We start from the raw sequence: 14,148 nt of genomic DNA, 5'->3' as shown, positions 1-14,148 counted from the left end.
TCCCTGTTTAATGCTCGTGCTCGGCATCGCCCTTGGCTTGCTCCGCCTTGATGGCAAAGCTGCCGGCGCCGGCATAGGGTTCGCCTGCTTTCATTCCGCTGACGATCTCGACCAGGCGACCATCGGAACGGCCCACTGAGACAGGCTGGGCGACGAAACCACCGCCCGCACGCTTGAAAACGACCTGTCTGCCTTCAACAGTCTGTAGCGCTTCCCTCGCCACGGCGACAGGCACTTCGGCGGATCCGGTAACGATGTCCACGTTGACGAAGAGGCCGGGCCGCCAGGCTGCCTTCGGGTTGTCCAGGACAACGCGTGCCTTGGCTGAGCGCGATTCCTCACCGATCAGGCTGCTGACGAAACTGACTTTGCCGGGCGCAGTCGTATCCGAGGCAACCGAACGGATCACGGCTTCGGTACCGACACGGACGATCTCCAGGTCCTTGGCAGGCACGACGACGTCGGCCCATACGGTCGACAAGTCAGATACCGTAAAGATGCGCGTGTCGGCGCCCACGACCTCCCCTAGTGCGACGTGCTTTTCGACGATCGTCCCGCCGAATGGCGCACGCACCTGCAGGCGATTGCTGGCCCCGGCTCCTCCGGACTGGCCCCCAAGCGCAGCCAGCTTCTGACGCGCCATCTGCAAGCCAATCTCCGCTTCGCGCAGCTCGCTTTCCGCCTTGAGATAGTCCTGGCGGGCCGAAATTTTCTCTTCCCACAGCGTCTTTTCCGATGCGTACACGCTGCGGGCATAGGCGACGCGTTTTTCGGCCGCCGCCAGTTCGCCGCGCTGGTCTGCGATCTCGGCACTGGCAATGACCGCAAGCACGTCGCCTTTCTTTACGGCTTGACCAAGCGTCGCCTCGACCACCTGGACGGCGCCGGCCGCACGCGCAGTAACGTGGGCCGTGCGGTCCTCGTTCAAAGCGATCTGGCCCGGCATGCGGATGAAGGTGTCGAGATGTGCGGCGGCTGCCGTCTGCATCGTGATTCCCGCAAGCTTGATCTGCTCGTCGCTGAAACGGATCACGCCTTCCACCTCGCCGCTGTGCTTGCCTTCCTCGTGCTCGTCGCCATCGCCCGCTTTGCTGGCAGTTTCCTTGCCTTTGTGCTCGTCCTTGTCGCCATGCTCGGCAGCCTCGCTATGTTCGCCTTTCCCGGCGCTGCCTGGGCCTTTGAAAACGACGACACCGCCAAACACGATGGCCAGGGCGGCCATGACGGCGATTACCTTGACTTGATGCTTCTTCATTATTGCTCCTGACCTGATGTGGTTGCGGGCGCCGGTGTGATTGTGCCGATGAGCCGATCGATGTCGGCCGATGCCCGGTAGCTCTCCGCTACCGCCAGCAGGTATTGGTTTTTCGATTGGAACAGCGTGCGTTGCGCGTCGAGCACTTCCAGGAAGCTGAACTTTCCAAGCTCGAACCCGCGACTTGCAGCACGGTAGGCGCTTTCCGCTCCCGGGAGAACGTCCGTCGAGATCAACGCGACCTCCTCGAGGGCTGCACTCAGGCGGGCGTGCGCATCGTAGAGTTCGGCGCGCAGGCGGCTCGCTTCGGCGTCCAGTTCGTCTCTGGCCTTGTCGGTTCGGCGCAGCGACTCGAGCAGGCTGCCCTGGTTGCGGTCGAAGAGCGGCAGGGGCACGGACAGGCCGAGGACTGTCTGCCGATGGCCCTCCTCACGTTTCGAGCCCACGGCGACCGTGACATCCGGCATACGCCGCGCCCGCTCGACGTCGACCACGGCCTGGCGATGCTCGACGGCGGCACGCGCCCGCAGCACGCCGGGCGCACGCTCAAGTTGCGACAGCAAGTCTGGCAGGGGCACCAAGCGTGGCAGCTCGACTGCACCGGGGCTCACGATCTCGAGCCTGCGTGGGTCTTCGCCCACCAGTGCTGCGAGCCGGCCTTTGGCGCGGTCGAGTTCCCGTTTGGCCTGCACAACCTCGATATGCACGCCAGCCTGGGCGACGTTTGCCCGGGTCTCCTCGACGGGAGATACCTTGCCTGCAAGAACGCGCTTGCCTGCTGCGCCGGTTGCCTGTCCTGCAATTGCGGCGAGTTCCCCGGCGACGCGGCTGCGCTCGAGTGCTGCGACGACTTCATAAAACGCAGCGCTCGTCTCACCGCGGATGCGCGCGCGGACGGCATTGACGTCGAGTTGTGCGACCTGCTGTTCGCGCTCGGCCGCACGCATGCGCGCGGAGCGCTTCCCACCAAGTTCCAGGGGAATGTTCAGCTGTACGGTCGAGCTGCGATTCCGGTCGTCGGTTCCTTCACGCAGGACCTCAAGCTCCGGATTGGGCAAGACACCTGCTTGCTTTACCGCGCCGGCTTGGGCGGCGGCTTCGCTGATCGCGGCCCGGATCTCCGGATGTAAGCGCATTGCGCGCTCTACCGCGGCACTCAATGTCAGCGCAACAGGTGCGATCCGCGCTGTTTCGGGAGCGACAGCCGACTGCTGTTGCGTTTGCGCGAGCACAGGCGCGCAGTACAGCCCCGCTATCGCAAGCGATAGAACTACCTTCTTCATGTGTATCTCCGAACAGGATTGCTAATCGGCGTCGCCGTTGCACGCGCATTCGTGGCACGTGCAATCAACGGTTCCGCCGGCCTTGGTCGGGGATTACCAGTCCGGCCGGGGTATCAGGTCGGGGATGTAGGAATCGTAGCCTTGAAGATCGGACCGCGTATGAACCGTCGGATCAGGCGCGGCAATTGAAGGGGCTGCCGGGAAAAGTGCGCTTGTGGGTGCGTGGTGACAGTAATCGCAGTCCAGGTCTGCTTTGCCCTGTTGCGACGCTTCCTTGGCGCTATCACCAGTCTTGTCATGTTTGTGCACATGGTGACCGAAGTGCTGCGAAGTCAATTCCTGCTCGTGCGTGCAATACGTGCCTGCAACCGCCCAGGAGAACTGGAGCGGCAGCAGAAAGAGCAGCAAGATCAAGAGGTAACGTTTCATCGGTTTGCTTTACGCAGCAGTCGCAGGCCATTGAACACGACAAGCAAGCTGGCACCCATGTCTGCGAACACAGCCATCCAGAGTGTAGCCGATCCCGCAATCGCGAGCAGAAGAAAGACCGCCTTGATGGCCAGGGCCGCGAAGATATTCTGCTTGAGGATGGTCCTGACCTGTTGGCTCAGGCGAATAAATTGAGGTATCTTGCGCAAGTCGTCGTCCATCAGGGCGACGTCGGCGGTCTCGATGGCGGTATCGGTGCCGGCAGCGCCCATCGCGAACCCGATGTTTGCCTTGGCAAGCGCCGGCGCATCATTGATGCCGTCGCCGACCATGCCGACCACCTTGTGCCGCGCTGTTTCTTCTTCAATCGCTGCGAGCTTGTCCGCCGGCAGGAGGTTACCACGAGCGTCGTCGATGCCGACCTGGCGGGCGATCGCAGCTGCGGTCACGGCATTGTCGCCGGTAAGCATGACAGTGCGTACGCCAAGCCGGTGAAGCTGGCCGATCGCCTCCCGGCTGGTTTCGCGGATCGTGTCCGCCACGCCAATGACCAGGAGCGGCACTGACGCGTCGCACAACACGACCGCCGTTTTCCCTTCGGCCTCCAGTCTTGCAAGCATCTGCTCCGTCGCTGCATTGCAAATGCCAAGCTCTTCGACCAGCCGGTGATTGCCCAGGTAGTACCACTTGCCGTCAAGCTTGCCTTTTGTTCCCCTGCCGGTGAGCGCCTCGAAGTCGCCCACATTCGACAGCGGAGGGTTTATCCCCTGTGCTTGCCAGTGGCGGCTGACCGCAGTCGACACCGGATGATCGGACCGTCCTGCAAGCGAGGCCGCAAGCTGCAGGGAATCGTTCACTTCACCTTGCAAGGCGAAGACATCGGTCACGACGGGCTTACCCTGCGTGATCGTACCGGTCTTGTCGAGGGCCAGCGAGCGTAGCTTGCCGCCCTCTTCGAGGTAGACGCCGCCCTTGATCAGGATGCCCGCCCGTGCGGCCGCCGCAAGGCCGCTGACGACGGTGACCGGGGTCGAGATGACGAGCGCACACGGGCAAGCGATCACGAGCAGGACAAGCGCCTTGTAGATCCATGGCATCCATGCTGCCCCCATGAGCAATGGGGGGAAAATGGCGACTGCCAGGGCGAGCGCAAACACGATCGGCGTATAGACCTTCGAGAACTTGTCGACGAAGCGCTGCGTCGGTGCGCGACTGCCTTGCGCCTCCTCGACGGCGCGAATGATACGCGCGAGCGTCGAGTTGCTGTGGGCGGCGGTGACCCGGTATTCGAACGAGCCGGTCTCATTGACCGTGCCGGCGAAAACCATGTCACCCACCGATTTCGACACCGGGATGCTCTCGCCGGTAATCGAGGCCTGGTTCACGGCGGACTGGCCGACTGTCACCTGACCATCGAGCGCAATGCGCTCGCCTGGCCCGACGCGGGCGACAGTTCCGACCGGGACGCCCGCCGCCTCGCGTTCAGTCCAGCTGCCATCGTCCAGGCGCACGCTCACGGTATCGGGCGTCAGGGCAACCAGGCTCTGGATTGCGTTTCTTGCCCGGTCGAGCGAACGTGCCTCGATCATCTCGGCGATGGCGAACAAGACCATGACCATCGCCGCCTCCGGCCACTGGCCAATCAGTACCGCACCGGTCACGGCAATCGACATTAGGGCGTTGATGTTGAGATTGCGGTTCGTGAGTGCGATCCAGCCCTTCTTGTAAACGCCAAGACCGGACGCTGCGATGGCTGCGACCGACAGCGCGATCACCGGGAGTGAATCTTCGAGTCCGGTACTCCAGGCAACAATCTCGGCGCCCACAGCCGCGGCCAAGCCGAGCAGGAGGGTGGCGAACTGCCTTTTCTGTGCTGACGACTGCGATGGCACGGCATGGCTGCCTGCTTCGCTTGCGACCGCCACTGGCTGCATGCCGATCGATCGCAACGCCTCCTCGACCAGGCTTGCGGGACCATCGTGCCATACGCTCAAACGCCTCTGCACCAGGTTGAACTCGAGTTTTTCGACCTGGGGCAAGCCGGCCAGCTTGGTGCGTATCAGCGCTTCCTCGGTCGGGCAGTCCATGTTGTCGATCCTGAAGATCGAATTGGCGGAGCCTGATGCACGGCCGGCGTCGCCTTCGAGGACCGGCTCCATTCCCACGGCGCGAATGGCCGTGATGATCGGCGCCGGGTCAGCAAGCTTGTGGGACACGCGGAGTTTGCGTTGGACGAGATTGAAATCCAGACGCTCGACGCCTGCCACCCGGCCCAGTGCCTGGCGCAACAGTCCTTCCTCGGTCGGGCAGTCCATCTGGGCGATATGAAGATCAAGCGCGGCGGCACTTGCGTCCGCAGGAGGTTCCGCCGACGTCATCATGGCCGGTTTTCCGCAGCAGGATTTGTTCTGACACTCCGACATCATTTACCTTCCAAACTGTGTATAGTTGGCATTTAAAACCCTGTAGCAGGTACGGGGTCAAGTACCGCATGTGCAGAAAGGACTGAATAATGAAGATTGGCGAGTTGGCAGAACGCTCGGGCTGCCTGGTTGAGACGATCAGGTACTACGAGCGCATCGGGCTTCTCATGCCGCCCGAGCGCTCAACGAACAACTACCGTACTTACAACAATCGACACGCAGACCGGCTATCGTTCATCCGGCACTGCCGGGCACTCGACATGACCTTGGACGAAATCAGGGTGCTCCTCGATCTTCGCGACCATCCCCAGCAGGAATGCGCCGGCGTCAATGACCTGCTGGACAAGCACATCGGCCACGTCGTCGAGCGGATCCGGGCATTGAGCGCGCTGGAAGCCCAGCTGCGTGATCTCAGGGGTCGTTGCGTGGTCACCGATACGACGAGTACCTGTGCAATCCTGCACGCCCTCGGCACGGAAATGAGCTGCGAAGCCCCGAACCTTGGTGCCAGATAACACGCTTCGCAACACCATCGTCGAAAAACTGCAAAGTTTTGTGAGAAAAATGCTGCGAGATACCTGAAAGTACTTACCAACGAGGAGGAAATCACTGCAAGATATGGTGCGTTCCACATGCGGGCCCGCTGTCCTGCCCAACGGGCCGGTCACGCGACCGGCCCGCTTTGTTTTCAGGCCGGCTCCTGCGTAAAGACGCTTCCTGCCGCATCCAGGATACGGCGTACGGCCGGATGCCCTTCGCGGCGCTCGACCGACACGGCATAGAAGTGCTCGACGATGCTGTCGATGGTGCCGACTGCCACCAGGCCGTTCTCCGCCTGCACGCTGCTTGACAACACCGTGGGCGCGACCATGAAGCCGGTGCCGGCGCAGGCGAAGGATTTCAGCAGCGCGCCGTCGTCGAACTCTCCCACCGTGATCGGACGAAGGTCGTGGGTCTCGAACCAGCTGCGCAGCTGGCTGTGGATGGCGGCGTCCTGGCCCGGCAGCAGGAAGGGGGCGTTGCGCAGGCACTCGGGGAAGCGCCCGGGCCAGGCTTTGCACAGGTCGGGGTGGCCGAATACGGTGAGCGTGCTCGAGCCGAGCAGCCGCGTATGGCCGCGCACCGCGCCGCCGGTGGGCAGGCCCTGGTCGGAGATGACGAGGTCGAGCTTATGCGCGGTGAGATCCACCACCAGGTCCTCGAAGCGGCCTTCGCGGCAGATCAGGCGCATCGCCAGGCCGGCGTCGCGCGCCGGCTGCAGCAGGCGGAACACCAGGTTCTTGGCGATCATGTCGCACACGCCTACCCGCAGCGTCTCGTCTCCCTTGAACACACCGCGCCGCACCGCCTGCTCCAGCTCGTTGCCGAGGTCGAAGATCTGTTCCGTATACCGCAGCACGGTCTTGCCGGCCTCGGTCAGCTCCAGCACCCGCCCCTTCTTCTGGAACAGCTCTTCGCCCAGCTGGTCTTCCAGCACTTGCAGCTGCATGCTGATCGCCTGCGCCGTCACGTGCAGCTGCTCGGCGGCGCGCACTACCGTGCCTTGGGTGGCAACCGCATGAAAGTAATGCAGGTGCTTGTAGTTGATCATGAAAACCTCAATAAAACTTACGCATCACTAAAGATTAATCGATTTTACTTTAGTTTTGTGCGCTCCTATAGTGGATCCACTTTCCACTCAACGAGGTTGCCATGCACGCTTATCCCGCCAACAGTCCTGAAGCCGTCAGCCGCATCCTGGCCCTGTCCATGATCGTCGACGGCCATGTCAGTCCGTCCGAAGTGCACGCCATGCACCGCGCCCCCTTCCTCGAGCAGGTCAAGGTCGATGACGACACCTTTGATCGCACCCTGCGCGAATTGTGCGAAGACCTGCTCGATGCAGCGTCCAACCGCCGCGCCGGCGTGGTCGAGATCGATCCGAAGCTGCTGGACGCGCTGCTGCTCGACATCCGCGATCCGCTGCTGCAGATCTGCCTGTGGAAGACCATGGTCGACATCGTCCAGGCCGACGGCCACCTCGACGGCCGCGAGACCACTTTGGTGCGGCGCGCCGCCCGCGCCTGGTTCGGCCAGGACCGTGCCGAGGATTCTTTTTCCACGGCGGCGCTGAGCACCTGAGTCCAGCCCATCCAAACTAAACGGAGGACATCATGGAAATGCCCAATGCGCTCTGGCTCGGAACACCGGCCTGGACCTGGCTGGTGTTCCTCGCGATCGTCGTCATCCTGCTGGCCTTCGACCTCGGGGTCCTGAACAAGAAGGACCACGTCATCGGGGTCAAGGAAAGCCTGAAGCTGTCCGCGCTCTACCTGAGCGCCGGCCTGCTGTTCGGCCTCTGGGTCTGGCATGAACTCGGCGGCGAGAAAGGCATGCACTTCTACACCGGTTTCCTGATCGAGAAGAGCCTGTCGCTGGATAACATCTTCGTGATCTCGCTGATCTTCGCGACCCTGGCGATCCCGCCGCTGTACCAGCACCGGGTACTGTTCTGGGGCATCGTGGGTGTGATCGTCACGCGCGGCATCATGATCGGCGCCGGCACGGCCCTGGTGGAAAGCTATTACTGGACCCTGTACCTCTTCGGCGCCTTCCTGGTCTTCACCGGCATCAAAATGTTTTTTGTGGATACCAGCAGCGACGATATCAAGGAAAGCAAGGTGCTGTCCTGGCTGAAGCGCCACCTGCGCGTCACGCCTGAACTGCACGGTAACCACTTCCTGGTGCGCCAGCCCGACCCGAAGGCTCCCGGCAAGATGCTCCTGTGGGCGACGCCGCTGTTCCTGGCGCTGTGCATGGTCGAGATCACGGACGTCGTGTTCGCGGTCGACAGCGTGCCGGCGATCTTCGCGATCACCAGTGACCCGTTCATCGTCTACACCTCGAACATCTTCGCGGTGCTGGGCCTGCGCGCCCTGTATTTTGCGCTGGCGGCGATGGTGGCGCGCTTCCACTACCTGAAGTATTCGCTGGCCGCAGTGCTGGTATTCATCGGCTCGAAGATCTTCCTGGGCGACTTCGTCTTCGGCGGCAAGGTGCCGGCCGGGCTGTCGCTGGCGATCACGGGTCTGCTCATCGCGTCGGGCATCCTGTACTCGCTGTGGAAGACCCGCAAGGACCCGCCGGCCGTGGCGGGCTGACATCCCTTGCCGAAGCACGAGGGCGCGCCATCACGGCGCGCCCTTTTTTTATTGTCCAAGCATTTCTGCCGCTTGCCTTATGGGTTGACTCCGTTACAAGCCTCAGCCATACTGGACTTGATGATAGCGCAATCATTTTGTGGTAAAGGATGATAGCCGGTCAGGCCGGGCAGGGACATGCCCGTACAAGTACAACGACGAGTGAGACACCATGAGCAATCCGAGCACCACGCCTTCGCGGCTGGGGGTGGTCGAGAAGCTTGGCTACAGCCTGGGCGACCTGGCCGCCAACCTGATCTTCCAGACCCTCCTGACTTTCATCGCCTTCTTCTACACGGACGTGTACAAGGTCCCGCCGAGCGCGGCGGCCTCGATCATCTTCGTTGGCGGCATCGTCGGCGCCTGCTTCAACCCGCTCATGGGCCTGCTGGCCGACCGCACCCACACCCGCTGGGGCAAGTTCCGCCCCTGGATCCTGTGGACCTCGATTCCTTTCGGCCTTACCGCGCTGCTGGCCTTCAGCACGCCCGACCTGGGCGAGCGCGGCAAGATCATCTACGCCCTGCTCACCTACATCATGCTGATGCTGGTGTACTCGGCCAATAACCTGCCCTATTCCGCGCTGAGCGGGGTCCTGACCGGCAATATGGCCGAACGCAACAGCCTGTCGGCCTACCGCTTCACCGCCGTGATGGTGGCGCAGTTCATCATCCAGGTCCTGCTGCTGCCGCTGGTGCTGATCCTGGGCGACGGCGACAAGGCGCGCGGCTTCGAGAACACGATGACCGTATTCGCCATCGTCGGCACCATCTTCTTCCTGGTTACCTTCTTCACGACCCGCGAGCGCATCGTGCCGGCGCCGTCGCAGCGTTCCAGCATCGGCCAGGACATCGTCGACCTGCTCGGCAACCGTCCCTGGGTGGTGATGCTGGTGCTGACCATCCTGGTGTTCGTCACGCTGGCGCTCAAGGGCGGCATGTACGTCTTCTACTTCAACTCCTACCTGGATGAAGCCCGGCTGGCCGCCTTCCTGGAAGGGATCGGCTTCAACGCCTTCATCGGCGGCCTGAATGCGCTGTTGGCCGGCCTTGGCCTGACTGCCTTCCACTGGCCGAAGGACGCCGCCACCTCGGGCTTCAGCCTGTTCAACGCGGTCGGCATCATCATGATGATCGTCGGGATCGGCTTTTCCAAGCCGCTGGCGGACCGCTACGGCAAGCGCGATGTGTTCGGCGCCGCGCTGCTGGTCTCGACACTGTTCCTGCTGGCCCTCTACTTCTTCCCACCCACCTCGATCGCACCGGTGTTCCTGTGCCAGCTGCTGCACGGCTTCTTCTACGGCATCACGATCCCCCTGCTGTGGGCGATGATCGCCGACGTCGCCGACTATTCGGAGTGGAAGAACAACCGCCGCGCCACCGCCCTGCTGTTCTCCGCCATGATCTTTGGCCTCAAGGCCGGCCTGTCCATCGGCGGCGCCCTGGTCGCCGCCCTGCTGTCCCACTACGGCTACGACGCCGCGCTGCCCGCCCAGTCTCCCGAAACGGCAAACGGCATCCTGCTGTCGGTGAGCATCTGGGCCTCGATCCCCTTCCTGCTCGGCGTGGCCAGCCTTGCCCTGTACGGCATCCGCAGGAACGTCGAGCTGCAGATCGAGCGCGAACTCGGCGAACGGCGCGCTTCGGCCCAAACCTGATCCCTTAACGACAACAGGCTAGTCATGTCCGAAATCATCGACAAGGAAAACGTGCGGGCGCTGAAGGCGCGCGCCATCTCGGCTCCGCTGGTGGAGCACATCTATACCGCCGACCCGTCGGCCCACGTGTTCGACGGCCGCATCTACATCTATCCCTCGCACGACATCGAAGCCGGCATTCCGTTCAACGACAACGGCGACCACTTCGCGATGGAGGACTACCACGTGCTCTCGCTCGCGCACCCCGGCGCCGAAGCGGTCGACCATGGCGTGGCCCTGCACGTAAAGGACGTGCCGTGGGCGGCGCGCCAGATGTGGGCGCCGGACGCGGCCTGCAAGGATGGCAAGTACTACCTGTACTTCCCGGCCAAGCGGCCGGACGGCATCTTCCAGATCGGCGTCGCGGTCGGCGAGCATCCCGCCGGGCCCTTTGTGGCCGAGCCCACACCCATCGAAGGCAGCTATTCGATCGACCCGGCCGTGTTCGAGGACGGCGACGGCGCCTTCTACATGTATTTCGGCGGGATCTGGGGCGGACAGCTGCAGCACTACCGCGACAACGTCCACGACCCAGCCAATACCGAGCCGGCGCCGGACCAGGAAGCGCTGGCGCCGCGGATGGCGCGGCTCACGGCCGACATGAAGGGGTTCGCGGAAGCACCGCGCGCGGTGCAGATCCTCGACGAGCATGGCGAGCCCCTGCGCGCCGGCGACCACGAACGCCGCTACTTCGAAGCGCCGTGGCTGCACAAGCACAAGGGCAAGTACTATTTTTCTTACTCGACCGGCAACACCCACCTGCTCTGCTATGCGGTCGGCGACAGCCCCTACGGCCCCTTCACCTACCGCGGGACGATCATGACGCCGGTGATCGGCTGGACCACGCACCACTCGATCTGCGAGTTCGAAGGCCGCAGCTACCTGTTCTACCACGACAGCAGCCTGTCGGAAGGCGTGACCCACCTGCGCAGCGTGAAGATGACCGAGCTGCACTACGACGAAGCGGGCGATATCGTGACGATTTCGCCTTATGGAGAAACTGGGGAAGCTGGAGAAGCCTAGGCGCAGGTGTCGGCGCTCGCGCCGTCGCCGAGACTGATGCGCGGCACCGGCCTGGCGGCCGATGCCTGTTCGTAGATCAGGAAGCAGTGGGCTGCCTTCGGTGTGCCGGCGATCGCCCTGGGCACCAGCGTCATCGCGCCGGCCTGGGCGAGCACCACATAATGCGCGCCCAATCCCGCCGCCTCTGCCGTTGCCTGGCTTGCCGCTGGATAGCCGTGCGCCAGGGTCACCGCGCTGTCCTGGAAGCTTTGCGTGGCCTGCCCGTTGATCAGGAACTTTGCATGCGCCATTGTCGCAACGCTAGCCAGCGCTCCCCGCGCATTGTCGAGCGCAGCGTAGCGTGCTTCGCCAGTCAGGCCGGCCATCCTCGGCAGTGCGGCAGCGGCCAGGGTGCCCATGATGGCAATGACGGCAGTCGTTTCGATCAGGGTGAAACCGCCTTCTCGAGAGCGTGGCCAGGCGCCGGTTCGGTTCGATTTCATATAAAAATGTTAACAATCGATGGCGCATCCTAAACCGAAAATCCGGCAGGCGGCGCTCGCTTGCGTAACCAGCGCGGGGCCGGCGAAAGCGTGGCTCCCGCGCACCCCGCCCTGTCGGTTCGGCCGCCGCTCCGGTATCATGCGGGGATGAATCAGATTTCCTTCCAACCGTTTGTCATTGGCGTCGCCGGCGGAAGCGGCAGTGGCAAGTCGACGGTGACCCAGCAGGTGCTGGCTTCGTTTGGCGCCGAGATGGTGTCGGTGGTGATGCAGGACGATTACTACCGCGACCAGTCCGACCTTACCCCCGAAGTGCGCCGCAAGCAGAACTACGACCATCCGCAGGCCTTCGACTGGCCGCTGCTGGTGGAGCACGTCCAGGCCCTGCGCAATGGCGAAACGATCCAGATGCCGGAGTACGACTTCACGGTCGACAACCGCTCCAGCAAGACCATTCCCGTCAAGCCGGCCCCGGTGATCGTGATCGAAGGCCTGTTCGCCCTGTACGACGCGGACCTGCGCAAGATGATGTCACTGAAGATTTTCGTGGACACCGCCCCGGACGTGCGCTTCATCCGCCGCATGCAGCGCGACATCGCCGAGCGCGGCCGCACGATGGAGAGCATCGTCAACCAGTACCTGGAAACGGTGCGCCCGATGCACAAGCAGTTCATCGAGCCGACCAAGCGCCACGCCGACGTGATCCTGCCCCACGGCGCCAACGGCCCGGCGGTCGACGTCATCACCACCAAGGTGGCCAGCGTCATCGGCCAGCTGAAACGTCCCTGAGGCGCCCGCCCCTCAAGGCTCGAGCGCGACCACCAGGACCGACTTGGCCGGCAGCGTCAGGCGCAGCTTGCCCTCGCTCGCGCTTGCGCGGTAGGGCTGAGGCGTCACCGCCTGCGGCTGGCGGAAGCTATTGTGGGCGTCCATCGCCTCGGCGGTCAGCACCTGCCCCACGGCGCGCGAGGCCTGCTGGCCGATCACCTGCAGGTCCACCTGCCTCGCCTCGCGCGGATGCGGATTGACCATCGCGACATGCACCTTGCCGTCCCTGGCCCGGGCGGCCGACACGCTCAGCCCGGGGACGCTGCTCGCGCCCAGCACATAGGGCTGGTCCCGTTCGACCGTCGCCGCCAGCGAGACCGCCCCCTGGAACGGGACGTACATCCGGAACGCGTGGTAGGTCGGGGTCAGCAGCATCCGGTCCTTGTCGGTCAGGATCATCGCCTGCAGTACGTTGACCATCTGCGCGATGTTCGTCATGCGCACGCGCTCCGCGTGGGCATGGAAGAGATTGAAGTTCAGCGCCGCCACCACTGCGTCGCGCAGCGTGTTCTGCTGGTACAGGAAGCCCGGGTTGCTGCCCTCTTCGACGTCGTACCAGGTGCCCCATTCGTCCACGAACAGGCCGATTTTCTTCTGCGGGTCGTTACGGTCGAGGACCGCGACGTTGCGCTTGATGTAGTTCTCCATCTCGAGCGTACGCGCAAGCGTCGAGATCCATTCCTCTTCGGGGAAGCCGGTCGCCGCACCCTTGCGCTTCCAGTCTCCGGTCGGCAGGGTGTAGTGGTGGAAGCTGATGCCGACCGTTCCCTCGGGGGCATCCTTGCTGAGGAGATCGGTCCATTTGGTGTCCTCGCCGTTGCTGGTGCCGCCGCTGGCGATGATCCCCGGCTTGAGATGGGGCGGCGCCTTCAGGAAGGCGGCCGTGTTGCGGTACAGGTTCGTGTAGTGTTCGGGACGCATCTGGCCGCCGCAGCCCCATGCTTCGTTGCCGACCGCGAAATAGGCCAGCTTGAAGGGCTTGTCGCGGCCATTCTTGCGGCGCAGCTGGGCCAGGCTCGACTTGCTGTCCGAGGTCATGTATTCGAGCCACTCGGACATCTCCTGCACGCTGCCGCTGCCGAGGTTGCCGTTGACATAGGCATCGGCGCCGATCTGCTCGACCAGGTCGAAGAACTCGTGCGTGCCGACGGCATTCGACTCTTCGACACCGCCCCAGTTGGTATTGACCCTGACCGGGCGCCGTTCGCGCGGGCCGATGCCTTCGCGCCAATGGTATTCGTCGGCGAAGCAACCGCCCGGCCAGCGCACCAGCGGCACGTGCAGGTCGCGCAGGGCGCCCATCACATCCTTGCGCCAGCCGCGCACATTCGGAATCTTCGACGAGGTGCCTACCCACATGCCGCCATACACGCCGCTGCCCAGGTGTTCCGCGAACTGCCCGTACACGTCCTTGTGGATGGCGGCGCCGGGGCGGGTGGTATCGACCGTCACGCTGAGCTGGGCCCAGGCCGGGGCCGCGAGCATGCCGAGCGCGAGGATGCAACGACGGAAGCGTTTCATGGGTTCTCCTGTTCAAAAGCCGGCAACCG

At 63.6% G+C, this 14,148-nt stretch carries 13 protein-coding genes; 6 read left to right on the top strand and 7 right to left on the bottom strand.

Annotated features, from left to right (window positions below; all coding sequences use genetic code 11):
- Positions 1 to 7: 7 nt before the first annotated feature.
- The 4 genes from LK539_RS06540 to LK539_RS06525 form a co-directional block, all read right to left on the bottom strand.
- On the bottom strand, positions 8 to 1,255 hold the full coding sequence (locus LK539_RS06540) for an efflux RND transporter periplasmic adaptor subunit (RefSeq protein ID WP_227800103.1): 1,248 nt from the start codon (positions 1,253 to 1,255) through the stop codon (positions 8 to 10).
- The gene (locus LK539_RS06535) at positions 1,255 to 2,538 is read right to left on the bottom strand and encodes a TolC family protein (protein ID WP_227800102.1); all 1,284 of its coding nucleotides are present in this window, start codon (positions 2,536 to 2,538) and stop codon (positions 1,255 to 1,257) included. Before LK539_RS06535 ends, LK539_RS06540 begins: the two co-directional genes overlap by 1 nt.
- A gap of 93 nt (positions 2,539 to 2,631) precedes the next feature.
- Positions 2,632 to 2,967: a DUF2946 family protein gene (locus LK539_RS06530; protein WP_227800101.1), complete on the bottom strand. Its 336-nt coding sequence runs from the start codon at positions 2,965 to 2,967 to the stop codon at positions 2,632 to 2,634.
- Positions 2,964 to 5,390 (bottom strand): heavy metal translocating P-type ATPase, encoded by a 2,427-nt coding sequence (locus LK539_RS06525; protein ID WP_227800558.1) that lies wholly within the window; start codon positions 5,388 to 5,390, stop codon positions 2,964 to 2,966. Before LK539_RS06525 ends, LK539_RS06530 begins: the two co-directional genes overlap by 4 nt.
- An 89-nt stretch (positions 5,391 to 5,479) precedes the next feature.
- Between LK539_RS06525 and cadR the strand changes: the two genes are divergently transcribed.
- Complete coding sequence (gene cadR, locus LK539_RS06520; protein ID WP_227800100.1) at positions 5,480 to 5,905, top strand: Cd(II)/Pb(II)-responsive transcriptional regulator; 426 nt, start codon at positions 5,480 to 5,482, stop codon at positions 5,903 to 5,905.
- Positions 5,906 to 6,078: 173 nt separating this feature from the next.
- Here cadR and LK539_RS06515 read toward each other — a convergent pair whose 3' ends face one another.
- Positions 6,079 to 6,981 carry a LysR family transcriptional regulator gene (locus LK539_RS06515; RefSeq protein WP_227800099.1) on the bottom strand — a complete coding sequence of 301 codons (903 nt, stop codon included), beginning with the start codon at positions 6,979 to 6,981 and terminating at the stop codon, positions 6,079 to 6,081.
- A gap of 101 nt (positions 6,982 to 7,082) precedes the next feature.
- Here LK539_RS06515 and LK539_RS06510 point away from each other — a divergent pair, with 101 nt between their 5' ends.
- From LK539_RS06510 to LK539_RS06495, 4 genes are all read left to right on the top strand, one after another.
- The gene (locus tag LK539_RS06510; protein WP_227800098.1) at positions 7,083 to 7,511 is read left to right on the top strand and encodes a TerB family tellurite resistance protein; all 429 of its coding nucleotides are present in this window, start codon (positions 7,083 to 7,085) and stop codon (positions 7,509 to 7,511) included.
- Between the two features lie 32 nt (positions 7,512 to 7,543).
- Complete coding sequence (locus LK539_RS06505) at positions 7,544 to 8,530, top strand: TerC family protein (protein WP_227800097.1); 987 nt, start codon at positions 7,544 to 7,546, stop codon at positions 8,528 to 8,530.
- Positions 8,531 to 8,741: 211 nt separating this feature from the next.
- A complete protein-coding gene (locus LK539_RS06500; protein ID WP_227800096.1) occupies positions 8,742 to 10,226 on the top strand; it encodes an MFS transporter in 1,485 nt (494 codons plus the stop codon).
- A gap of 24 nt (positions 10,227 to 10,250) precedes the next feature.
- Complete coding sequence (locus tag LK539_RS06495) at positions 10,251 to 11,288, top strand: glycoside hydrolase family 43 protein (protein WP_227800095.1); 1,038 nt, start codon at positions 10,251 to 10,253, stop codon at positions 11,286 to 11,288.
- On the opposite strand, the gene LK539_RS06490 is transcribed toward LK539_RS06495, so the two are convergent.
- Positions 11,285 to 11,770 carry a type II secretion system protein gene (locus LK539_RS06490; protein ID WP_227800094.1) on the bottom strand — a complete coding sequence of 162 codons (486 nt, stop codon included), beginning with the start codon at positions 11,768 to 11,770 and terminating at the stop codon, positions 11,285 to 11,287. The genes LK539_RS06495 and LK539_RS06490 overlap by 4 nt on opposite strands.
- A 147-nt stretch (positions 11,771 to 11,917) precedes the next feature.
- Here LK539_RS06490 and udk point away from each other — a divergent pair, with 147 nt between their 5' ends.
- Positions 11,918 to 12,559, top strand: a complete 642-nt coding sequence (gene udk / locus LK539_RS06485; RefSeq protein ID WP_227800093.1) for a uridine kinase — start codon at positions 11,918 to 11,920, stop codon at positions 12,557 to 12,559.
- A 12-nt stretch (positions 12,560 to 12,571) separates the two neighbouring features.
- Here the strand turns inward: udk and LK539_RS06480 are convergent, their stop codons facing one another.
- The gene (locus LK539_RS06480) at positions 12,572 to 14,119 is read right to left on the bottom strand and encodes an alpha-N-arabinofuranosidase (RefSeq protein WP_227800092.1); all 1,548 of its coding nucleotides are present in this window, start codon (positions 14,117 to 14,119) and stop codon (positions 12,572 to 12,574) included.
- Positions 14,120 to 14,148 lie beyond the last annotated feature (29 nt).

Source organism: Massilia sp. IC2-476 (assembly GCF_020707295.1).
In the GTDB taxonomy this organism is placed as follows: domain Bacteria; phylum Pseudomonadota; class Gammaproteobacteria; order Burkholderiales; family Burkholderiaceae_D; genus Telluria.
This window is presented reverse-complemented; position numbering and strand designations above follow the sequence as displayed.

Excerpts from the sequence above, each read along its gene's own strand:
- LK539_RS06540 (WP_227800103.1), bottom strand. The coding sequence starts at position 1,255 with ATGAAGAAGCATCAAGTCAAGGTAATCGCCGTCATGGCCGCCCTGGCC.
- LK539_RS06535 (WP_227800102.1), bottom strand. The coding sequence starts at position 2,538 with ATGAAGAAGGTAGTTCTATCGCTTGCGATAGCGGGGCTGTACTGCGCG.
- LK539_RS06530 (WP_227800101.1), bottom strand. The coding sequence starts at position 2,967 with ATGAAACGTTACCTCTTGATCTTGCTGCTCTTTCTGCTGCCGCTCCAG.
- LK539_RS06525 (WP_227800558.1), bottom strand. The coding sequence starts at position 5,390 with ATGTCGGAGTGTCAGAACAAATCCTGCTGCGGAAAACCGGCCATGATG.
- cadR (WP_227800100.1), top strand. The coding sequence starts at position 5,480 with ATGAAGATTGGCGAGTTGGCAGAACGCTCGGGCTGCCTGGTTGAGACG.
- LK539_RS06515 (WP_227800099.1), bottom strand. The coding sequence starts at position 6,981 with ATGATCAACTACAAGCACCTGCATTACTTTCATGCGGTTGCCACCCAA.
- LK539_RS06510 (WP_227800098.1), top strand. The coding sequence starts at position 7,083 with ATGCACGCTTATCCCGCCAACAGTCCTGAAGCCGTCAGCCGCATCCTG.
- LK539_RS06505 (WP_227800097.1), top strand. The coding sequence starts at position 7,544 with ATGGAAATGCCCAATGCGCTCTGGCTCGGAACACCGGCCTGGACCTGG.
- LK539_RS06500 (WP_227800096.1), top strand. The coding sequence starts at position 8,742 with ATGAGCAATCCGAGCACCACGCCTTCGCGGCTGGGGGTGGTCGAGAAG.
- LK539_RS06495 (WP_227800095.1), top strand. The coding sequence starts at position 10,251 with ATGTCCGAAATCATCGACAAGGAAAACGTGCGGGCGCTGAAGGCGCGC.
- LK539_RS06490 (WP_227800094.1), bottom strand. The coding sequence starts at position 11,770 with ATGAAATCGAACCGAACCGGCGCCTGGCCACGCTCTCGAGAAGGCGGT.
- udk (WP_227800093.1), top strand. The coding sequence starts at position 11,918 with ATGAATCAGATTTCCTTCCAACCGTTTGTCATTGGCGTCGCCGGCGGA.
- LK539_RS06480 (WP_227800092.1), bottom strand. The coding sequence starts at position 14,119 with ATGAAACGCTTCCGTCGTTGCATCCTCGCGCTCGGCATGCTCGCGGCC.